The following is a 22,162-nucleotide window of genomic DNA, read 5'->3' as shown; positions in this document are numbered from 1 at the left end:
TAATTTCTCCACAATGCATCAAAACGATGCCTAAGCCTAGAGTGGCTAGATCAGCTATAGTACGCTTTGCACTACCAAAAAATCAAGGTAAGTTAGCGCCTGGTTACGCCATAGAGCCAATGTATAAAGCTTGTAAACTAATTGTCGCTTATTAAGCTGGGAGAAAAAAATAGTAAACTGGCCGTTGTTATTACTTAACTTAAACACTTTGTTACCTAAAAATACTGTTTAAAATTATTAAGCTATTTATACTGTCACTAATGGTGAATATTTTTTGAGGTTACAGTGCAGATCACACAAGGTATGGAATATTTTTTTTCAGGATTTAAATTAATTAGCCAAAAGGGGTTAAAGCGTTTTGTACTTATCCCGCTTTTAATTAATATTTTGCTGTTTGGTAGTTCGTTGTTTTTCTTGTTTGGATGGTTAAGTGATAGCTTTAGCTACATTAACAACATGCTACCAGAATGGTTAAGCTGGCTTGAATGGCTAATGTGGCCAATTGCAGTATTAGTCGTGCTATTTAGCTATAGTATGCTCTTTACAGTCATCACTAATTTTATTGCAGCCCCCTTTAATGCTTTATTAAGCGAAAAAGTTGAGCTTTATTTAACGGGTCAAAAAATTAATGATGACGGCTTTGCCGATTTATTAAAAGATGTGCCTAGAATGCTTGGCCGTGAGTGGAAAAAATTATGTTATTACCTCCCTCGCGCTATTGGTTTTTTCATACTACTTTGGGTTTTACCTGTCATTGGCCAAATACTATGGGTTTTGTTTACCTGTTGGATGTACGCGGTGCAGTATGAAGACTATGCGTTTGATAACCATAAAATTGGCTTTAAGCAGATGAAAGACGATTTAAAATCTAAGCAAGGTTTATCATACGGGTTTGGTTTTGCTGTTATGTTATTAACGGCTATACCCTTTGTAAACTTAATAGTTATGCCTGTAGCTGTGTGTGGTGCAACACGTTTGTGGGTCGATAATTATCGACCAAAATACCGTAGTTAATTAAGAGGTTGCTGACTTTTCAATATTCAAAGGACACCGCACCCGAGATAAAAAAGCACCTAAGGTGCTTTTTTAATCTATTTTTAAAACAATAAACTCAAGCGATGCACGCCTTGGTAATGCGACGCTTTGTTTATCTACTTCTTCAAATTTTTTAATCAAAATACTAAAGCGCTGATTGTTAAAATTAACGGCTGTAACTTCACCAATTTTTATACTGTAGTTTTGCTGCTGATCAAACAGCTTTAGTGTTCGCCCTTTTATACGCTCTACGAATAAGTAAGGTGTTTGGTCTGGCATCTTTAAACGGATAACATTGATTTCACTTAACTCATGTACCGCCACCCAATTTTGACTCTGCATTAACGTATTATAACTACTAATGCCTTCAGGCTGATAAACAACATCTTGGCTTACAACGCATGCCTTACAGCCCTTTACTGATTCAACTCGCCAGTCAATAGCTGTATTTTTGTAATATAAATTGTCATTTTTTAGTAACCATTCACGTGCATTGTTAGTATCGCTACACGCTATTAGTAAGCTTAAAAAACTACTACCAACAATAAACTTAATACTTAACCCTAGTTTCATATTAATGCTCTTTAATTGCTTTTAACTCAGCAATAATTGCACTACTTGGCTGCGCTTCTTTTATATAACTGGGCAGCGTTTCAATATTAGTAGGTGAGCTTTGTAAATTATACACCTTACTATTATTAGTATTTGGCACGCCAAACCGATTACCTGCACTTTGCATATAAAACTGCAAATTAAGCATGCTCCACTCATTTACATCACTAAGTATTGATATTGTATTATCTTGATTAGTATCAAAGCTGGTTAAGCTTTCGGTGTTAATTGCATTACAGTTAAAATCAACAGGTAGTGAGGCATTTCGATTTAACCCCTGTGCTTCAAGTATTGTACTCTCATTTAAATCTGCTGAACTACCACTTGAATAATCAATAATAAAATCATCTGTAGAGCCTAAATGACTATTAGTATTTGGTGTAATATCGCAGCTAGCATTGCCTGGATAAAAACGCTCATAATAACGATCGCCTTCGTTATTACCTATTGTTGATAAACCCGCTAATTGATATAAATAATTCATAGAGCTTAAATGATTAGGCTTAAAGTTAACCTCTTCATCGCCACCATGGTATAAGCCTAAGTTATGGCCTAGCTCATGAAAGATAGTTGATGCTTGATAATTATAAGTTACATTGGTTGCTATTTGCGTATCGAGCGTTAAGCCCCAGCCCCCCATAGTTACCATTAAATCATTACCGCTGATCTCAGCAATACCCGACCCACTAATACTGCCATCTTCATTTCCACTACTTGCCATTAATAAGTAATGAAAAATGGGTCTGCGGGTTATATCGGTATATTCCATTTTATAAGCAAATAAATTAGGGCTACTTAAATCGTACTCAAACGGAGTATAACTATTAAAAGGGACAACATTTCCGCCACCTAAATCAAAGTTTTGCAGCGCAATATCGCTATTTTGATCAAATAAGTCACCTACATCAAAATGAACGGTATAGCCTTTACTTGCAAATACACTAACAATTTTTTCAAGTGCTGTTCGATGAGGCGTTATTCCAACATCACTACTATCCATATAATCTATTTCAATAAATATATCTTTTTGTGAAGTACGCGCTCCCCATTCATATAAAGGCAGTCCACCAAATGTTGCCCCCTCTACCTCTGCGCAATCTGGAATACCGTCTTCATCATCATCTATTGAGCAAGTTATATCATTAGGCCCTGCCGGAGTATTGAATACTGAGTAGTTCCAGTCTGTATTTTGGTTAGTATCGGTTGCGCCGAGCGTACGCTTTAAGCTGGCGCCCTGCTCTGGCGGTATTTGTGCAGCATTTTCGCCTTGCCACTGCGAGGCTGTTACAGGCTCTTGGGTTGAATTTCCAAACTTAACAAAGTCGATAGTTTGTGTACCCGCACTATTAAGTAATTCTGCAAAACCATTTATGTACCAATAAGGCCTAATTTGATCATTCGCGCTACCAACAAGCACAAGCTTAGTGTTATTTAATGACGCACTTGCTAAAAAGTCATCGCCAAAGCGGCTTTGTAAAATAATATAGGCGCCATTTAAAAGCTCTTTATTAGGCAGCGTAAATATTTGCTCACCACTCAACGTACTATCAGACATATTAATACTGCGAGCTTTAAGAGAGTAGTCTTGTAAATTTACTGTCGCACCGGTGCCGTTATAAAGTTCAATCCAAGGTAAGTCATTACTAAATTGCACAGATGAAAGCTCTGTTATTTTTATATCTTGGCTAGAAGTTGTAAACGAGGTGGCAGTTTGCGCCAAAATAGTTGTGCTATCAAAATTAGCTAAATCAGCTGTAACACGAACAATATATTGAGTGTCTTCATCAAAGCTTGCGCTTAAATTTACAGTATGAAAATAAGTACTTGTGTCGCTGGTAGTACCCGACAAACTTTCAATAGTTAAGGCCAAGCAAGTAGTAAAATTATCTGCTGACACTTGTACGCTTCCAGTACAAGTACCACTGCTAGAGTTAACGGCTAAAGTACTCACGAGCATAATATCTGAAAATGTAATGCTAACAGGGCTATCTACAAATACTGGTTCATTACTATTTTGGGGCGTTACATTACTAATTGTAGCGGGCGTTGAATCAACAACGGTAACATTCAATACAAATTCAGTTGTGTCTTTTGTATCAGTCGCCGTTAACGTATAGCTTTGTGGAGTGATACTGTTTGCAGGAGGTGTGTAACTAAAACGTAAGGCTTGGTCATCAATAACACTGATTTGCGCTCCATTTAAATCATCACCAAAGTCAATCTGTACGCTATCGTTATCTGCGTCGCTAACCACTAAGCTAAATTCTGTGGCTTGGTTATATTGCACATTTATATTTACATCATCGGCAGTCGGTGGGTTATTTGGGGCTAATATTACAACTATTTTCTGGGCGTTATTTGTAGCGTTATCGTCATCGGTAACAGTTACTACAAACGTTACATTGGTATTTTGCGCAACAGTGGGCGCATTAAAACTAATACTTGTTTCTGTTTGGGTAAGTTCAACTACAGGGCCACTTGTTTGCTGCCAGGTTATGCTATTAATACTGCCATCGCGGTCTTGTGCATCTGCAACTAGGGTTACACTGTCATCTTTTTCAGCTTCTTCTGGGCCTGTAACAATGACTGTTGGCGCGCTATTTACTTGATTAATTAAAACCGTTTTACTCGCTTGAGCGCTTTTACCGGCATTATCTGTTACGGTTACGCTAAAGCCTAGCGTTGTATTTTCAGATACATTGGGGGCAGTAAAACTAAGTACACCATCTGACTGGCTAAAATCAACATTATCTCCCGCAGACTGAATCCAACTAATAGTGCTTATGGTTCCGTCTGTATCTTGAGCGTTAGCAACCAAACTAACTTGTGTATTAGCAAGGGCACTACTTGGGCCTGTAATATTAACTGTAGGTGCATTATTTTGAGAAGTGATAGTGCCTGAAAATACTTGTTGTGCAGTAGCACCTGAATTATCAGTAACAGTAACTGAAAAACTAAAGGTCGTATCAGTGGTTACACTCGGTGCAGTGGCTGTAAGCGTATTGCCATTAACAATAAATGTAAATTCAGGACCACTAAGTTGTTGCCATTGATAATTGGCTATTTGCCCGTCACTATCACTTGCAAGCGCAGTAATAGTAAACGATTGGTTAGAGACAATAACGTTACTACTAACAGAGAGCGTAACACTGGGCGCAGCGTTACCAGAGGGCGCAGCGTTACCAGAGGGCGTAGTTGAATCACTACCTTCTCCGCCGCCGCCACAACCTGTGATTAAAAGTGATAAAAAAAGTAAACTTAACCATTTATTAATATTGTTTTTTACCACTTTTAGCCTCTACATATTAACTATACAAATTTTGTGGCACCTTAGTAACGTTTAAATGAACGGTTATTTCCTCACGATCATGATAGAGATGTTTAGCTTGTAACTCGTAATTAATACTATGTTTCTCAAGCTCTTTTCTTATCATTGAAAGACATTCATAAACACTATCAAAGCGTTTTTTCATAGGTAGTTTTAAGTTAAATATAAACTCTTTTGCGTATGCATTTACTGCCCAGTCAATCATTAGCGTAGTCACTTTGGTTGGTTTTTCCACCATATCGCACACTAACCAAGTAATATTTCTTTTTTCTGGGCGATATTTAAAACCATCTGCTCTAAAATGTTTAACTTGCCCAGTTTGCATTAAATCGTCATTCATTGGGCCGTTATCAATCGCACTTACAAACATACCACGGCGTACAAGCTGATAAGTCCAACCACCCGGGCATGCACCTAAATCAACACTGCGCATACCTGCTGCCACGCGTGATTCACGTTGTTGCTCAGGAATAAATACATTAAACGCTTCGTCGAGTTTTAACGTTGAACGACTAGGTGCATCGCTTGGCATACGAAGGCGTAAAATACCCATGAAAAATGGAGAATTATTAAAGCTATACGAGTAACCAACATAAGCCGTATTGTTTGTTAAAAACATGACATGCATTACTGGGCGGTTTGCTTTTGGCTCACGCAGTACTGTATTTTGTTTTTCGAGGGCTTTTTTAAGCGGCGTTGATATTTTTTTACAGAACGTTAAAAGCTCTTTGCCTTCATTTGTATCTGGCGTTTCTACGCGCAGCTCTGAGCACAATGTAAAATCTTTAGCAGCTTCAACTACTGCACTTACACGGTCCTCTACTGGCATGTTTTCAAGTAATGTACCGGCAAACCATTGGCGTGCGAACACCATATTTTTAAAATCGACTTTTTTGATTATTTCGTCGCTGTGATGCGCTTCAAAACATTCGTAAACAACATAACCTGTATTTGGCTTTGCTTTTACATACCCTGCAAAACCCTGCTCTGCAGCATGAAACGTTATTTCAGCAGCGGCATCGCTTTCAAAACCACTACGACAATAAATCACAACACTAGACATATTAACCCTTAAACTCTTTAAAACTTAAATCGTGCGACTTGCACTAAAATAACAATCCAACCAATAATAAAGCACAATCCACCAAGCGGTGTTATCGGCCCTAGCCACTTCATATCTGTTAGAGCGAGTAAATATAAACTGCCACTAAAAAGTAGTGTGCCCGTTATAAAAAAGCCACCAGCCCAACTCAGGTTTATGCCCCATTTAATTAAAATAGCCACCGCAATAAGTGCAAGGCCATGCACCATTTGATACTCAGCAGCTGTTTTAAAAACCCCTAATGAATACTCCGATAAACGGCTTTTTAAACCATGGGCAGCAAATGCACCTAACATAACCGAGAGCATACAAAAAATACTGCCGGCCATTAAAAATAATTTAATCATCTAATCCCCTAATCGAGTCTTAACACATCTCTACTTGTTGCTTAATAAATTCAACGGCACTTAACGCTGCTGTTTCTCTATTTTGCAGTTCAGTTACGCCACTTTTTTTACGTGGTTTTAATGAATGATCGCCATCAGTCAGCCATGTGAGTAAAGGCTGTTTTGGCATTTCCATAGTAAGCAGTTCTTCACGTGTACCAAATGTATCTCGCTCGCCCTGTAATACTAAAAAAGGGCAAACAATATCAGCAAAATGATCGGTGCGTAACTTTTCTGGCTTACCCGGCGGATGAAATGGATAACCAAATGCAATAACACCCGAAAGTCTTTGCTCTGTGCTGCACGCAAGCATTGATGCCATGCGTCCGCCCATCGATTTACCGCCTATAAATAACGGTAAATCTGGCTGCGCCTGACCAAGCACTTGCTCATAATAAGTAAGTAGCTTTGGCGCTCGCTCAGGAGGCCTACGTTTATTAGTTTGTTTAGCAATTTGCATATATTCAAAATCAAATAAACCAACATCAACACCTTGCTCGCTTATTAATTTTGCCATATGTTGCATAAAGTCAGAATCGCTACCGGCACCTGCACCATGCGCAAATATAAACTGTGCAATTGCAGGTTGTGCGGTGCTTTTAAACCATTCAATCATTATTAATACTCATGTTCTTGCTCATGCTCTACTAAGCTCAGCATCCACTCTTTAAACGAAACTATTTTACCAAGCTCGGTTTGCGATTCGCGAAGCACTAAGTAATATGCATTTTTACTTTCTAGACTGTGATTAAACGGAATAACCAAACGCCCTGCATCTATGTCGGGTTTAGCTAATACACTATTACCAATTGCCACACCTTGCCCATGTACTGCAGCTTGTAACACCATTGATGAGTGACTAAATATAGGTCCTTGATTTACCTGAATGTTACGCACGCCTGCAGTTTTCATCCACGTTTTCCAGTTTTTACGTGTGGTGTCATGCAATAAGGTGTGATGCGCTAAATCACTAGGTTGATCAAGCGGCTTTAATCCGTTTAATAACATAGGACTACAAAGTGGTACTAAATATTCGGTATGAAGTTTGTACGCTTGTACGCCATTCCAATGACCTCTTCCATAGTAAATAGCAATATCTACGTCATCAGTCAGTGAGTTTTCATCTTGATCTTGTGCTTTTATTCGCACGTCTATCTCTGGGTGTAACTCATTAAACAAACTCAAACGAGGCACTAACCACTGAATAGCAAAACTTGGTGTTAGACTAACTGTTAATGAGCCCTTAGCACCACGGGCTAATAGCTTTTCAGTTGCATCAATAAGCTGAGTAAAAATCTCTTTTATATCTAAAAAATAGCCTTGGCCTTCTTCAGTTAATAATAATGAGCGGTTTTTACGTAAAAACAACTTTAAACCTAAATGCTCTTCAAGTGTTTTTATTTGATGACTTACTGCCGCCTGCGTTACATAGAGCTCTTCTGCAGCCTTAGTAAAACTTAAATGACGCGCAGCCGCTTCAAAGGCTTTTAATGCGTTTAATGGAGGTACCCGTCTTGACATAATAACCAAGCTTAGAATTAGTTTTTCTTATGCATGAGATTATATACATCATATAAGTTTGTGTATATTAAAGGCATAAAAAAAGCGACCTGAGTCGCTTTTTAATAAACATCATGCTTAATTATAAATCGCTTGCACTTGTATCAAGTGGGGCAAAGCTTTTAATTAAATCATCAACCGCTTTCATTTGCGTTAAGTACCCTTCTAACTTACTAAGCGCTAGCGCACATGGGCCATCACATTTAGCTTCGTTAGGGTTTGGATGCGCCTCAATAAATAAACCTGCAATACCTAGCGCCATACCGCTGCGTGCTAGCTCTGCTGCTTGTGCTCGACGACCATCAGCAGAGTCAGCTCGGCCACCAGGGCGCTGAAGTGCATGTGTTGCATCAAAAATAACAGGCGCCATTGCTTTCATGTCATCCATACCCAGCATATCAACCACTAGGTTGTTATAACCAAAGCTAGAACCACGCTCACAAAGTGCGATGTTATTATTACCCGCTTCATTAAATTTAGTAATGATATGGCGCATTTCATGCGGCGCTAAAAACTGTGGTTTTTTCACGTTAATAATTGCACCTGTTTTAGCCATCGCCACAACTAAATCTGTTTGACGTGCTAAAAAGGCTGGTAACTGAATTACATCAACAACTTCAGCAACAGGTGCTGCTTGATGCGGTTCGTGTACATCAGTAATAAGCGGTATGTTGAAGGTCTTTTTAATCTCTTCAAATATTTTTAAACCTTCTTCCATACCCGGACCGCGGTACGAATTGATTGAAGAACGGTTAGCCTTATCAAATGACGCTTTAAATACATAAGGAATATTAAGTTTCGTCGTAACTTCTACGTAATGCTCTGCAACACGCATAGCTAAATCGCGAGATTCTAATACGTTAATACCACCAAACAATACAAACGGTTTGTTGTTTGCTAGTTCAATTTCATTAATTTTAATAATTTGGTCTTTCATTTAAATTCCTTACGGTGCAACTGCTTGCATCATTAATCCACAAATATAAGCCATATAAGTACCCACACCATAGCCCAGTACAGCTAACAGGACACCAACAGGCGCAAGCGAAGGGTGAAATGCTGATGCTACAACAGGTGCAGACGCTGCACCGCCCACATTAGCCTGCGAGCCCACTGCCATATAAAATAACGGTGCTTTAATTAGTTTAGCTACTACTAACATTATGCTTGCATGCACTAACATCCAAATGGCACCAACTAAAAATAACCCTGGGTTATTAAAAATAGCGGTTACATTCATATGCAAACCAATCGATGCAACTAAAATATACAAAAAGCTAGAGGCTACTTTAGAAGCGCCAAACGCTTCTATTTGCCTTACTTTAGTAAACGATAAGCCTATACCAATCGTTGTCGATATAACTATTAGCCAAAAGAATTTACTGTTTAAGCTGTACTCTTTTGCCCACTCATAAGTAGTGCCAAAGTACGGACCTAAAAAGTCAGCGCAAAAATGCGCTAAACCGGTTATACCAAATGCAATTGCAAGGAGTGTCATGTAATCGTTAAGAGTAGGAATACGGGCATGTTCAGCGTGATAGGCTTCAACACGTTTTTTTAAATCTTCAATTGCGCTTGTATCAGCACCCGTAGCTGCATCAATCTTTTTATGGTTTGCTGCCATTAACAATAAAACAGCCATCCAAATATTCGCGACTATTACATCTACTGTAATCATTACAGAAAATATATCACCACCAACTTCAAACATCTCTTTCATTGATGCTTGGTTAGCACCACCGCCAATCCAGCTACCCGCAACGGTTGTCATACCGCGCCATACTGCATCGGGCCCATGACCACCAACAATACTTGGGTCAAATGCACTCACGACTAAAATAGCTAATGGCCCACCAATAACAATGCCCAATGTACCCACTAAAAACATAATGAGCGCTTTAGGGCCTAAGTTAATAATAGCTTTTAAATCAATACTAATGGTAAGCAGTATTAAACAAGCAGGCAGTAAGTAGCGCGAAGCCACATAATAAACATTGGATTTATTACCATCTACAATACCAAAGGTATTTAATAACGAAGGTAAAAAGTAACACAGTAGTAAAGCAGGTACGTATTTATAAAATCGTTTTAAAGCTGGACGCTCACTGTTTGAGGTTTTAAAAATAAACCCCAAAATAATAGCAAGCAAACCAAGCACAACGGCATCATTTGTAATTAATGCGCTTTGAGTTTCAACCATAATTATTCCTATTCTTAATGGTGCGTTTTATTATTATCTTCTAGTTCTTCTATTTGGTGTTGAATAATCTCTATTGCAGGATCGTCCGGACACTCATCGACAAAAAACTGTAAATCATCACGTGCCATTTTAGGGCAACCGAGCTGATTTAATAAGTAACCTCTGTCGCGTCTCTCATACGGGTCGTCGCCTATTAGCTCCATTAGCATCTCTACACAGGTCAAAGCATGACCAAATTTGTTTTCGCTAATGAAAGACCACTTTTGCTGAGCTAAAAATAGCTTATATACTTCGTCATCAAAAATTAACTCTAAAGGCTCTTGTTCTTGCCCATCATCTTCATCTGCGTTTTCAGGGATGATATACCAGCTTTGTTGCCCGCTGCTTGGCTCAATTATGTAGCCCTCTTCATCACTTATCGCCACATGAACACCAACATCACCCAGCGTAAGACTAAGATTTGCATCAAAGTTAGCTTGTTGTAAAAAGTGACAAAGTATAATTGCAAGCGTTGTTGGTGAGCCACTACGCATAGAAAGCGTATAGCTTAATGTATTTAATTTGTATTCTGGCACTTTTAAGCCTGAGGCACTAAATAGCCAATCGCTGTAAAACATATCTAATAATTTTTCGAAGCAATCGTGCTCATCACTCACTTTTAAACACAGCGCTGAAATTTGCTGTTCAAAGTCAGTTAAAGTTTCATAACATGGTGTTAAATCTATCTGAGGGTCCCATTTTGACTCTGCTTTAATACAGCGGTAAATCGCTGGAGGTGTAAATTCATCGTAAGCATCATCAAGATAAGATTCATCGTGTTCGTCAAACCCGAGGGTAGTCATTAATACTGCAACATTTTAGAAAACGAAGGCGTAGTTTACCTAACTTTAAAGCTATATACCAATATAGAGATTTTTTTGAATATTTTCTGAGAGGGAGTCGTATTTGAGCTTTATAAAACAACTATAAAGCTCAAATAGTCAGGTATTACTTAAAGCAAAAAAGCTGATTTAGACGTCGCTAAATAACCTATCGCTAAAATAACAGCAGTGTTAACTAAAACGTAAGCAACTTTAGCCGTCATTTTAGTTTGTCTGGCGCTTTTAGCCCCAATACCAATATATATAACCACTAAAACTATTTTTTCTAATAGCCAATATTGTTCAAACGGGTTAATTTTAGCCATAAATATAAGCGTAAGTGCCGACACTAATAACAAAGTATCTATACTATGACTACCAATCATTACCGCTTTATTTTTTGCTAATTTACCACTGCCCATTCGCGAAAATGCGCGAACATAAAATAAAATCACACTCAACATCGCAATTGCCATGTGTGAATGCTTTACTGCTAAATAATCCATATGCCCCTGTACTTCTGTTTTATAAAAATTTAATCAGGAAAACGGTTAAGAACCGCTTCTAACTCATCAAGCTTCTCGTTAAATACTTCAACCAATTTTGGTTCAAAGTGTGTGCCTTTTTGAGCGTTAATTTCATCAACTACGTTTTGCAGTGTCCAAGGTTCTTTATAGCATCGTTTATGGCGAAGTGCATCGTATACATCAGCAAGTGCAACTATACGACCAAATACATTAATTGCGTTTCCGCTTAAACCTTGTGGGTAACCAGAGCCATCCCATTTTTCATGATGCTCTTTTGCAATAATTGCGCCTGCACTAACAATCTCATGCGGCGAGTCTTTTAAAATAGTATAGCCTTTATCAGTATGGGTTTTCATCACTTCCCATTCTTGGGCGTCTAACTTTGCTGGTTTATTTAATACCGCATCAGGAATGCCCACTTTGCCTACATCATGAAGAGGCGACGCCAACCTTACTAAATCAGCATCATGCTTAGATAAGCCATACCCTTGTGCCAATATATGACAAATATGTGCTACACGCTTAACATGATTACCCGTTTCTGTTGAGCGTTGCTCTACCGCTTCACTTAACCTGTAAACAAGCTCTTGTTGCGTTGCTTCTATTTCAGACTGAAGTTGTACATTTTCAAACGCAAGTTGCACGTTTTGAGAGAAAATCTTAATTAAATGGCGCTGAGTATCCGTTAAATCCTTTGGAATACCTGATATAAATAGCATCGAATTATGATTGTACTCACTGCTACAATACGCAAATAAGTAGTTATCTTTATAAATAATGCTTTTTTCATTAAGCGCCTGATGACATGCACTTAATTGTTCAGCTTGTAATACCTCATCGAGCTCTTTACCTTCACTTTTTTCAAAGTCACCGGTACCCGAGCAAACAATTAATTTTTTATTATTTTGTGCTTCAGGATTTTGCGCAACTAAAGTAGTTGCATACATAGCTTGATCAGCAATACCGAGTAAAGAAGTTAACTGCTGCATAACGCCTTCAATAAAGTGCTCTATTGAATGCGCAGAAAAAATATCACGGGACGCTATAATTATTTTCTCAAGCCCTTCGCGTGACTGCTCAATCGAAATAATATCCCGATACGAACGCAGGCTCGACATAATAACAGTAAATAACTTTTGAGCCGTTAGCTCTGTTTTAGATTTGTAATCGTTAATATCATAATTAATAATTACTTGTCGTTCAGGTGCTTGACCAGGTTGACCCGTTCTTAAAATAATTCGAATATGATTATTTTTAGCTTCTTCACGAATAAACTTAGCAACTTGCAAACCGGCATCATCGGTCTCCATTACTACATCAAGTAGTACAATGGCTGCATCTGGATGCTCTTTCACAAGCTCTTTTGCTTCAGCACCTGAGTACGCACTAATAAATTCTAAGCGTTTATTTTGAAACTCAAAATCACTCAACGCTAGTTTTGTAACAGCATGAACTTCAGGTTCATCATCAACGATTAATACTTTCCAGGTACCGAGTTCAATCTCATTGATTGCTTCTTCTGGCTCATCTGAAAATAAAAAATCACCCATCATAGTCGAAATTCCTTCATGGCATTATTTAACGCACTAGCAGGCAATTATTATTCTTTAGGGCCACTGTGCAAACGTTACACGGTCATTATCACCAAAGTCTTTCACTGTTTTAATATCCACAAATGCCATTTTTTTGAAGAAATGACGAACAGCTTCACCTTGCTCAAAACCGTGTTCTATTAAAAGATAGCCACTAGATAACAAATAGTCACGTGATTGTGTAATTATTTGTTTAATATCAGACATTCCACAATCATCAGCCACTAATGCCGACAAAGGCTCAAAGCGCACATCGCCCTGATTTAAATGTATATCACTGCTTTCAATATAAGGCGGGTTGGTAACAATTAGGTTAAACTTTTCGCCATGTAACTCGCTAAACCAATTACTTTGCTTAACGCGCACGTTATTAATTGCCAGTCGCTGCTGATTACGTGTAGCAAGTGCAACTGCATCGCTTACTCTATCTACTGCAATAATTTGCCAGTTAGGCATTTCACTACCCAATGCCAACGCAATTGCACCAGTACCCGTGCCTAAATCAAGCACTTTAGATGTAGCAGGTACAGCCACTTCAAGTGCTTGCTCTACTAACGTTTCAGTATCTGGTCGAGGTATTAAAGTTGTTGCGTTAACTTCAAGCGATAAGCTCCAAAATTCACGTTGCCCCGTAATATGTGCAACAGGTTCACCGTTTAAACGTCTTTGGCAAAATGTATTAAATTGCTGTTGTTGTTCGGCATTAAGCGCATGCTCTGGCCAAGTAAAAAGGTAACTGTGAGGTTTTTGAAGAATATGTAGAAGTAAAACTTGTGCGTCTAATTTAGCACTTTCGCTGCTAGGTGCTAATAAATTAGCGCCTGCAGCAATAGCTTGTTCAAGAGTTTGGCTCACGATTACTCGTCGCCCATAGCCGCTAATAAGTCAGCTTGATGTTCTTGCATTAATGGGTCAATAACGCAGCTTAAATCACCCGCTACCACTTCATTCAAACGATAAAGTGTTAAGTTAATACGGTGATCGGTAATACGACCTTGTGGGTAGTTATAAGTACGGATACGTTCAGAACGATCGCCACTACCTACTAAGTCACGACGTTCAGATGCTTCTGCCGCATGGCGCTTTTCATCTTCAGCCTGTTGTAAACGTGCTGCAAGTACTGACATCGCTTTAGCACGGTTTTTATGCTGTGAACGTTGATCCTGACACTCAACCACAACACCGGTAGGTATATGTGTAAGTCGAATAGCAGAATCTGTTTTATTAACGTGCTGACCACCTGCGCCTGATGCACGAAATGTATCAACTTTTAAATCTGCGGTATTAATTTGTATCGCTTCTGCCTCTGGTACTTCCGCCATTACCGCAACAGTACACGCAGAGGTATGAACTCGCCCTTGTGACTCAGTTTCTGGCACACGTTGTACGCGGTGTACACCTGATTCAAACTTTAATTGACCGTAAACGCCTTCGCCACTAATATTTGCAATAACTTCTTTGTAACCACCGTGCTCACCTTCATTGGTGCTCACAACTTCTACTTTCCATTTTTTAGTTTCTGCATAGCGGCTGTACATACGGAATAAGTCGCCAGCAAAAATAGCCGCTTCATCACCGCCTGTTCCAGCGCGTACTTCAACAAACACGTTGTTATTATCTCGCGGATCTTTTGGCAACATTAATACTTGAATTTGATCTTCAATTGCCAAAATTTGTGCTTTAGCTTCTTTATATTCTTCTTGCGCCATTTCACGCATTTCAGGGTCAGAATCTTTAAGCATTTCTTCTGCACTGGCTAAATCATCTTGCGTTTCTTTGTAAGTTAAAAACGTTTTTACAATCTCTTCAAGCTCAGAGTATTCTTTTGAAAGCCCACGAAAACGATTTTGATCACTAATGACCGACGGGTCGCTTAGTAGCGCTTGTACTTCTTCGTAACGCTCTACTAAGGTTTCTAATTTATTATAAACAGACTCTTTCATTTAACGGTTATTCCTGATCAATACCTAACATTTTTTTCAACTGGTTTAGCTGCGCCACTTCACCTTTTTTCGCTGCGTCTTGTATTGCACGGGTAGGCGCGTGCATTAAGCGATTGGTTAATTTATTGGCGAGCTCTAATATAATTTTTTCTGCATCTTTACCTGTATTTAGCTGACTAACAGCACGCTCTACAAGTTCTGACTTAATTGTTTGTACATCATTTCGATAATGGCGGATTAAATCTACCGAATCGAGTGAGCGCATCCACATTGCAAATTCTTTGGTGCGTTCAGTAATAATTATTTGCGCTTGCTGTGCAGCTTGCTCACGCGCTGCCATATTCTCGCTTACAATGGTTTGTAAGTCATCAACGGAATATAAATAGGCAGCATCTAGCTCACCTACTTGGCTTTCTATGTCGCGCGGAACCGCAATATCTATAAATAGCATAGGCTTGTGACGGCGCTGCTTAAGCGCTTGCTCAACCACCCCTTTACCAATAATAGGTAAAGTACTGGCGGTAGAACTAATGACTATATCGGCTTTATGTAAACGCTCTGGCAATTGCGCTAAAGCAATTACATCCGCCGACACCTCATCAGCTAAGCTTCGAGCTCGCTCAATAGTTCGGTTCGCAACGGTGATATTTTGTGGCTCATTTTGATATAAATGTTTAGCAACTAACTCTATGGTTTCGCCGGCGCCAATTAATAATACGTTTGTTTTATCGAGCTTACCGTAAATATGCTTCGCTAAATTAACAGCTGCAAATGCAACCGATACAGCGCTTGCGCCAATATTTGTTTCGGTTCTAACTTGTTTCGCCACCGAAAATGTTTTTTGAAACAATCTATCAAAAGTAACACCTACAGCATCATGGGTTTTAGCGCTAAAAAACGATTGTTTTATTTGCCCTAAAATTTGCGGCTCCCCTAATACCAAGGAATCTAAACCGCAAGCTACGCGCATTAAGTGGTTAATGGCGTCATTACCTTCATGGCAGTATATATTGCTGCTCAGTTCATGTTCATCCAAACCATGGAAACTGGCAAGCCAAGTCAACAGTGTTTGGGAATTTTGCTGAGCGAGGCTACAATAGATCTCGGTTCGATTGCAGGTAGACACAATAACCGCTTCATTAAAGTCGGCATGGCCGCTTAATTGTTGCAACGCCTCTGAAATTTGCTCAGGCGAAAAGGCCACTTTTTCACGTAATTCTACGGATGCGGTTTTGTGATTTATACCTAGTGCTATTATGGTCATATTTGCCAAATATTGCTGAGCCCTACTTCAAAGGCGGTAATTTTACCAAAAATCAGCGGAATATGGAAAGTAAGGAACAACATTTGATTCGACAATATTTGATTTTATTCATGTTTTTTTTGTTTTTAGGTGGCTGTGCTCATCAAATTGATACAAAAACAACACTTTATGATGATTGGAAACCACGTTTAGCTGCTCAAAAAACTTGGCAGGTCGAGGGTAAACTCGCGTTTATTAGCCCAAAAGAGCGTCAATCTGCAAACTTAAATTGGCAGCAAACAACAAATTCCAATAATTTAATACTGACTACTTTTATTGGTACGCGTATTTTGTCGCTTAAACAAACAGCAAATGGTGCTGAATTAGAATTTGACGGCGATGAGTACTTTGATACTAACGCTTCAGAGCTTTTAAAGCGTTTAACGGGTTTTACACTCCCTGTTGATAATGCCGATAATTGGCTTAAAGGGACTATTGATGACCAAAGTTTAGTTGTTGATGAGTTAGGCCGCGCAAAGCAAGTATTATGGTTTGATAATACAGGCAAAAAATGGCAAATAGATTATGGCACTTACGTACAAAATGCAGGTTACTGGTTACCAACCAAACTAACGTTAAAGCATCAACAAATAAAAATTAAGATTCAACTCTACGATTGGCAGTTTAAATAAGCATGAATAACAAAACCTCTTTTTCACTTATTGCTCCGGCAAAACTCAATTTATTTTTACATATAAATGCGCGCCGAGAAGATGGCTATCACGAACTTGAAACCTTATTTACTTTTTTAAATTTTGGTGATGAGTTGTACTTTGAGTTAACAACGGATGGCAGCATTTCTATCGATGGTGATACTAAAGACATACCCTTAACTGATAATCTCATCTATAAAGCGGCACTTTTATTACAAACGTACTGTAAAATCCCTTTAGGTGTAAAAATAAATTTAATTAAACGCTTACCGATGGGAGGAGGTGTTGGAGGTGGTTCATCCGATGCTGCAAGTACTTTATTAGCCCTAAATAAATTATGGAAATTAGAACTAAATTTGGAAACCCTAGCCCAATTAGGGCTTAAATTAGGCGCTGATGTTCCGGTGTTCATACAAGGTCAAAGCGCCATAGCACATGGTATTGGTGAGAAATTGCACCACGTAGAACTTGAACAAAAATGGTACTGTGTTGTGCACCCAAATCAACATGTAAGTACGGCTAAAATATTTACACACCCCGATTTAAAACGCGACACACCAAAAATAATAGGCGATTGGAAACACCATATTTTAACCAACGATTGTGAGCCTTTAGTTAAAAAGCTTTGCCCCGAGGTTGAAAAAACCCTCCAGTGGTTGCTAAAATACGCACCGTCGAAGATGACCGGAACAGGTTCATGTTGTTTTGTCGAATTTGCTAGTCAAGTTCAAGCACAAGATGTACTTGAAAATCTCCCCCATACTTGGCAGGGTTTTGTGGCTTCAAGCGCAAATGTCTCACCTGCTCATACGGAGTTAACCGCCATTTTCGATCAATGAAGTAACGTACAAGTAATCATAAGTTAACTTGCAGTGGTATTTATTACTGCTCGTTAGTCCAAATATTCAGTGCCTGAGGAACCCTACCGTGCCTGACATGAAGCTCTTCGCTGGTAACGCAACACCTGAGTTAGCTCAAAAAGTTGCAAAACGTTTATATATTGAATTAGGCGATGCTGTTGTTGGCCGTTTTAGCGACGGTGAGATCAGTGTTCAAATAAATGAAAACGTTCGTGGCTCGGATGTTTTTATATTGCAATCAACCTGTGCCCCTACAAACGATAACTTAATGGAGCTTATCGTTATGGTTGATGCTCTACGTCGTGCGTCTGCAGGTCGTATTACTGCCGTCATTCCTTATTTTGGTTATGCGCGCCAAGACCGTCGTGTGCGTTCTGCTCGTGTTCCAATTACCGCTAAAGTTGTTGCCGATTTCTTATCAAGTGTGGGTGTTGACCGTGTTCTTACGGTTGATTTACATGCGGAACAAATCCAAGGCTTCTTTGATGTACCAGTAGACAACGTATTTGGCAGCCCTGTATTACTTGAAGATATGAAAGAACGCGACTTTGAAGACGTCGTTGTTGTATCTCCAGATATTGGTGGTGTTGTACGTGCGCGTGCAATTGCAAAACTACTAAACGATACCGATTTAGCTATTATTGATAAACGTCGCCCACAAGCAAACGTTTCTCAAGTAATGCATATTATTGGTGACGTTGAAGGCCGTGATTGTATTATCGTAGATGATATGATTGATACCGGTGGTACGTTATGTAAAGCCGCTGAAGCACTTAAAGAACATGGCGCTAAGCGTGTATTTGCATACGCAACGCACCCTATTCTTTCAGGTAAAGCAGCAGAGAACCTACGTGACTCAATGATTGACGAAGTAATTGTAACTGACTCAATTCCGCTATCTGACGAGCTTAAAGCCCTTGATAAAATAAAGGTACTTACGCTTGCTGACATGTTAGCAGAGACTATTCGTCGTATTAGTAACGAAGAATCTATCTCAGCGATGTTTGAACACTAAGATTAAACATTCCTGAGTATAAAAGCGCCTTTTGGCGCTTTTTTTGTAAGCGATGTTTATTTTGTCTGAGCGTGGTGGTATGATAGCGCGCCTTTTGGCTAGGGACCTTGGTCGCAAAGGCCCTACACATTTAAATAACTGGAGACATCATGTCTAACAAAACTTATACGTATAACGCTGAACTTCGCGTAGAAACTGGTACTGGTGCGAGCCGCCGCCTACGTCGCGAAGACAAAGTTCCTGCAATCCTTTACGGAGCTGACAAAGAAGCTTTATCTCTTACTTTTGCTCATAAAGATATGATCAAAGCGCAAGAAGACGAAGGTTTCTACACGCATATCCTTACGCTTAACGTAGATGGCGAAGCTGTTGAAGTAATCTTAAAAGATATCCAACGTCACCCATTCAAACCTAAGCTTACTCACCTTGATTTCCAACGTGTAGATGCTACTCATAAATTTCAAACTAAAGTTCCTCTTCACTTCATCGGTGAAGATATTGTAACTAAAGCTGGCGCAACTGTTGTTCACCAGTTAACTGAAGTTGAAATCTCGTGTCTTCCAAAAGCACTTCCAGAATTCATTGAAGTAGATGTGTCTAAGTTTGTTGTTGGCGATTCTGTTCATATTTCTGACCTTACTTTCCCTAAAGGCGTAAGCTCTGTAGATTTAGGTAAAGGCGAAGGCCATGATCAGTCTATCCTGACTATCAAAGCAAACAAAGCAGCTCCAGTTGAAGACGACGCTGCAGCAGCAGAATAATTTTTAAGGTCTCGCAACCTTGAATTCTATTCAAATGCTTGTGGGCCTGGCTAATCCAGGCCCCGAATACGCAAACACACGCCACAATGCAGGTGCTTGGTTCATCGAGCAAATCGCTGCACGCTACAACTGCACTCTAAAACACGATCCTAAATATCACGGCCTTACTGGCAAAGTGATAATTCAAGGCCAAGAATTCAAATTATTGATCCCCACTACTTACATGAATTTAAGTGGTAAAGCGGTCAGTAGTTTAGCTAATTTTTTCAAAATCCCTGTCGAGGACATTTTAGTTGCCCATGACGAATTGGATTTAGACCCAGGTGTTGCCAAATTAAAAAAAGGCGGCGGACATGGCGGTCATAATGGTTTAAAAGACATTATTGCAAAAATGGCAAATCAAAAAGACTTTATGCGTTTACGCATAGGTGTAGGTCATCCGGGGCATCGTGAAATGGTAACTGGTTGGGTGCTTGGAAAAGCGGCCAAAGTAGACCAAGAAAAAATGGATGCTGCTGTTGATGAAGCAGTTCGTTGTATGGAAATACTTGCAAAAGATGGTGTGTTAAAAGCACAAAACAGACTACATTCGTTTAAACCCTAATAACTTGGGTTCAAGCACATCGTTTAAACGAATCTAAACAAGGTATCTTACTATGGGTTTTAAATGTGGCATCGTTGGCTTGCCTAACGTTGGTAAATCAACGCTTTTCAATGCACTAACTAAAGCGGGTATTGAAGCCGCTAACTTTCCTTTTTGTACCATTGAGCCTAATACAGGTGTGGTACCTGTGCCAGATCCTCGTCTAGACGAACTTGCAAAAATTGTTAATCCTCAACGAGTTCTTACCACTAGTATGGAATTTGTAGACATTGCTGGCTTAGTAAAAGGCGCATCTAAAGGTGAAGGCCTTGGTAACCAGTTTTTAGCTAACATTCGTGAAACCGATGCAATTGGCCACGTAGTTCGCTGTTTTGAAGATGAAAACATCATCCACGTAGCAGGCACTATTGACCCTGCTGACGATATTGACGTAATCAACACTGAGTTAGTGCTTGCTGATATGGATAGTGCTGAAAAAGCCCTTTTCCGTAATTCAAAAAAAGCTAAAGGTGGCGATAAAGACGCTAAAGAGCAAAATGCTGTACTTGAAAAAGTAAAAGTGCATCTTGACGAAGGCTTAACTTTACGTGGTCTAGCACTAACTAAAGAAGAAAAAGCAGCAATTAGCTCTATAAACTTCTTAACGATTAAACCAACAATGTATATTGCAAACGTTGCTGAAGATGGTTTTGAAAATAACCCATACCTTGATCGTGTACGCGCTATTGCCGCAGCTGAAGATGCGATTGTTGTTCCTGTATGTGCCGCTATCGAATCTGAACTTTCAGAATTAGATGACGAGGATAAGCTTGAGTTTATGGCTGATCTTGGCCTAGAAGAGCCAGGCCTTAACCTTGTTATTCGTGGTGGTTATGAATTACTACAATTACAAACTTACTTTACAGCTGGCGTAAAAGAAGTACGCGCATGGACAATCCCTGTAGGTGCAACAGCACCACAAGCAGCGGGTAAAATCCATACCGACTTCGAGCGTGGCTTTATTCGTGCGCAAACTATTGCTTTTGACGACTTTGTTGCCTTTAAAGGTGAGAGTGGCGCAAAAGAAGCAGGTAAGATGCGTCAAGAAGGTAAAGAGTACATTGTTAAAGATGGCGATGTAATGAACTTCTTGTTCAACGTATAAGTACAAATTAAACCAATTTAACTTGGTAATAATTTTTAAAGGCTCGTTTTTACGAGCCTTTTTTGTATTTAAGTATTATAAAAATAATAATTGAGCACAATCAGGGCCTGTTGACCTTTTAGGATTGAAATTTGTTCAATCTAGGGGCTATTTAATCGCGGCGCGAGGTTTGTAACCTAGTGGGCTAAGTAAAAACCGAGCAACAAAGAGTAAATTGCCCCTAGGCAGAACCCTTCGGGCAGCGCATGTTTGGCATTTATGCTGCGTTATCGCCTATTTATGGGGAATAACCACACTACATAGGCTCTGCCTTGTCTAAATACCAAACACACTGCTGCAAATTTAACCTCAAAAGATAAACAGGCCCTAATCATCTTTGTAATATCACTCAATTAAAGAAGTACAGGGTTAATTAAGATTCTGCGTATTTAAGGCAGCTAAAAAAACAGCATTTTTATTAAAATTTAGCCTGTTAGCTTAATTTTCCTGCAAACAAACACAGTTAAGTGTTTTTTTGCAAAAAAGGTGTTGACGAATTTGGGTCATATCAGCATAATACGCCCCGCACTCAGCGATGAAGTGCTAACAAAAAAAGATGGCTAAGTAGCTCAGCTGGTTAGAGCACATCACTCATAATGATGGGGTCACAGGTTCAAATCCCGTCTTAGCCACCATTT

The 22,162-nt window shown here is 39.3% G+C and carries 21 protein-coding genes and 1 tRNA gene; 8 read left to right on the top strand and 14 right to left on the bottom strand.

Annotated features, from left to right (window positions below):
• Positions 1 to 285 precede the first annotated feature (285 nt).
• Positions 286 to 1,014: a sulfate transporter CysZ gene (gene cysZ / locus I6F66_RS17225; RefSeq protein ID WP_165742180.1), complete on the top strand. Its 729-nt coding sequence runs from the start codon at positions 286 to 288 to the stop codon at positions 1,012 to 1,014.
• Between the two features lie 72 nt (positions 1,015 to 1,086).
• Here the strand turns inward: cysZ and I6F66_RS17220 are convergent, their stop codons facing one another.
• From I6F66_RS17220 to hemA, 14 genes are all read right to left on the bottom strand, one after another.
• Entirely contained in the window at positions 1,087 to 1,608 is a 522-nt protein-coding gene (locus tag I6F66_RS17220; RefSeq protein WP_197209508.1) for a hypothetical protein, read from the bottom strand.
• Between the two features lies 1 nt (position 1,609).
• Positions 1,610 to 4,936 carry a hypothetical protein gene (locus tag I6F66_RS17215; protein WP_197209507.1) on the bottom strand — a complete coding sequence of 1,109 codons (3,327 nt, stop codon included), beginning with the start codon at positions 4,934 to 4,936 and terminating at the stop codon, positions 1,610 to 1,612.
• Positions 4,937 to 4,952: 16 nt separating this feature from the next.
• Positions 4,953 to 6,038 carry a 23S rRNA (cytidine(2498)-2'-O)-methyltransferase RlmM gene (rlmM, locus tag I6F66_RS17210; RefSeq protein WP_007583974.1) on the bottom strand — a complete coding sequence of 362 codons (1,086 nt, stop codon included), beginning with the start codon at positions 6,036 to 6,038 and terminating at the stop codon, positions 4,953 to 4,955.
• A 17-nt stretch (positions 6,039 to 6,055) separates the two neighbouring features.
• Complete coding sequence (locus I6F66_RS17205) at positions 6,056 to 6,424, bottom strand: DUF423 domain-containing protein (protein WP_007583972.1); 369 nt, start codon at positions 6,422 to 6,424, stop codon at positions 6,056 to 6,058.
• A gap of 19 nt (positions 6,425 to 6,443) precedes the next feature.
• Complete coding sequence (locus I6F66_RS17200) at positions 6,444 to 7,079, bottom strand: alpha/beta family hydrolase (RefSeq protein WP_165725707.1); 636 nt, start codon at positions 7,077 to 7,079, stop codon at positions 6,444 to 6,446.
• 2 nt (positions 7,080 to 7,081) lie between these two features.
• A complete protein-coding gene (locus I6F66_RS17195) occupies positions 7,082 to 7,984 on the bottom strand; it encodes a transcriptional regulator GcvA (protein WP_197209506.1) in 903 nt (300 codons plus the stop codon).
• 121 nt (positions 7,985 to 8,105) lie between these two features.
• A complete protein-coding gene (gene kdsA, locus I6F66_RS17190) occupies positions 8,106 to 8,960 on the bottom strand; it encodes a 3-deoxy-8-phosphooctulonate synthase (RefSeq protein WP_007583968.1) in 855 nt (284 codons plus the stop codon).
• 9 nt (positions 8,961 to 8,969) lie between these two features.
• Positions 8,970 to 10,223, bottom strand: coding sequence for a DUF819 domain-containing protein (locus tag I6F66_RS17185; protein ID WP_007583967.1), 1,254 nt, complete (start codon positions 10,221 to 10,223; stop codon positions 8,970 to 8,972).
• Positions 10,224 to 10,237: 14 nt separating this feature from the next.
• Positions 10,238 to 11,065, bottom strand: coding sequence for a tetratricopeptide repeat protein (locus tag I6F66_RS17180; RefSeq protein WP_165734818.1), 828 nt, complete (start codon positions 11,063 to 11,065; stop codon positions 10,238 to 10,240).
• Positions 11,066 to 11,214: 149 nt separating this feature from the next.
• Positions 11,215 to 11,589 (bottom strand): SirB2 family protein, encoded by a 375-nt coding sequence (locus I6F66_RS17175; RefSeq protein ID WP_007583965.1) that lies wholly within the window; start codon positions 11,587 to 11,589, stop codon positions 11,215 to 11,217.
• A 29-nt stretch (positions 11,590 to 11,618) separates the two neighbouring features.
• The gene (locus tag I6F66_RS17170) at positions 11,619 to 13,163 is read right to left on the bottom strand and encodes a response regulator (RefSeq protein WP_007583964.1); all 1,545 of its coding nucleotides are present in this window, start codon (positions 13,161 to 13,163) and stop codon (positions 11,619 to 11,621) included.
• A gap of 54 nt (positions 13,164 to 13,217) precedes the next feature.
• Positions 13,218 to 14,057, bottom strand: coding sequence for a peptide chain release factor N(5)-glutamine methyltransferase (gene prmC, locus I6F66_RS17165; protein WP_197176559.1), 840 nt, complete (start codon positions 14,055 to 14,057; stop codon positions 13,218 to 13,220).
• 2 nt (positions 14,058 to 14,059) lie between these two features.
• Entirely contained in the window at positions 14,060 to 15,145 is a 1,086-nt protein-coding gene (gene prfA, locus I6F66_RS17160; RefSeq protein ID WP_024593863.1) for a peptide chain release factor 1, read from the bottom strand.
• 7 nt (positions 15,146 to 15,152) lie between these two features.
• Positions 15,153 to 16,409 (bottom strand): glutamyl-tRNA reductase, encoded by a 1,257-nt coding sequence (gene hemA, locus I6F66_RS17155; protein WP_197176557.1) that lies wholly within the window; start codon positions 16,407 to 16,409, stop codon positions 15,153 to 15,155.
• Between the two features lie 83 nt (positions 16,410 to 16,492).
• Between hemA and lolB the strand changes: the two genes are divergently transcribed.
• The 7 genes from lolB to I6F66_RS17120 all read left to right on the top strand — a co-directional run bounded on the left by lolB (position 16,493) and on the right by I6F66_RS17120 (position 22,159).
• Positions 16,493 to 17,080, top strand: coding sequence for a lipoprotein insertase outer membrane protein LolB (gene lolB / locus I6F66_RS17150; RefSeq protein ID WP_197180836.1), 588 nt, complete (start codon positions 16,493 to 16,495; stop codon positions 17,078 to 17,080).
• A 2-nt stretch (positions 17,081 to 17,082) separates the two neighbouring features.
• A complete protein-coding gene (ispE, locus tag I6F66_RS17145; RefSeq protein WP_166419129.1) occupies positions 17,083 to 17,940 on the top strand; it encodes a 4-(cytidine 5'-diphospho)-2-C-methyl-D-erythritol kinase in 858 nt (285 codons plus the stop codon).
• Between the two features lie 88 nt (positions 17,941 to 18,028).
• The gene (locus I6F66_RS17140; protein ID WP_007583957.1) at positions 18,029 to 18,976 is read left to right on the top strand and encodes a ribose-phosphate pyrophosphokinase; all 948 of its coding nucleotides are present in this window, start codon (positions 18,029 to 18,031) and stop codon (positions 18,974 to 18,976) included.
• Between the two features lie 149 nt (positions 18,977 to 19,125).
• The gene (locus I6F66_RS17135) at positions 19,126 to 19,737 is read left to right on the top strand and encodes a 50S ribosomal protein L25/general stress protein Ctc (protein ID WP_166419130.1); all 612 of its coding nucleotides are present in this window, start codon (positions 19,126 to 19,128) and stop codon (positions 19,735 to 19,737) included.
• A gap of 19 nt (positions 19,738 to 19,756) precedes the next feature.
• Positions 19,757 to 20,341 carry an aminoacyl-tRNA hydrolase gene (pth, locus tag I6F66_RS17130; protein WP_166419131.1) on the top strand — a complete coding sequence of 195 codons (585 nt, stop codon included), beginning with the start codon at positions 19,757 to 19,759 and terminating at the stop codon, positions 20,339 to 20,341.
• Positions 20,342 to 20,393: 52 nt separating this feature from the next.
• Positions 20,394 to 21,485 carry a redox-regulated ATPase YchF gene (gene ychF, locus I6F66_RS17125; protein ID WP_007583951.1) on the top strand — a complete coding sequence of 364 codons (1,092 nt, stop codon included), beginning with the start codon at positions 20,394 to 20,396 and terminating at the stop codon, positions 21,483 to 21,485.
• A 597-nt stretch (positions 21,486 to 22,082) separates the two neighbouring features.
• Positions 22,083 to 22,159 (top strand) — tRNA-Met (locus tag I6F66_RS17120).
• The last annotated feature ends 3 nt before the right edge of the window (positions 22,160 to 22,162 follow it).

Origin of the sequence: Pseudoalteromonas sp. NZS100_1, from assembly GCF_015864285.1 — a bacterium.
Classification (GTDB): domain Bacteria; phylum Pseudomonadota; class Gammaproteobacteria; order Enterobacterales; family Alteromonadaceae; genus Pseudoalteromonas; species Pseudoalteromonas arctica.
The sequence above is the reverse complement of the archived record's forward strand: the minus strand, read 5'-3'. Positions and strand labels throughout refer to the sequence as shown.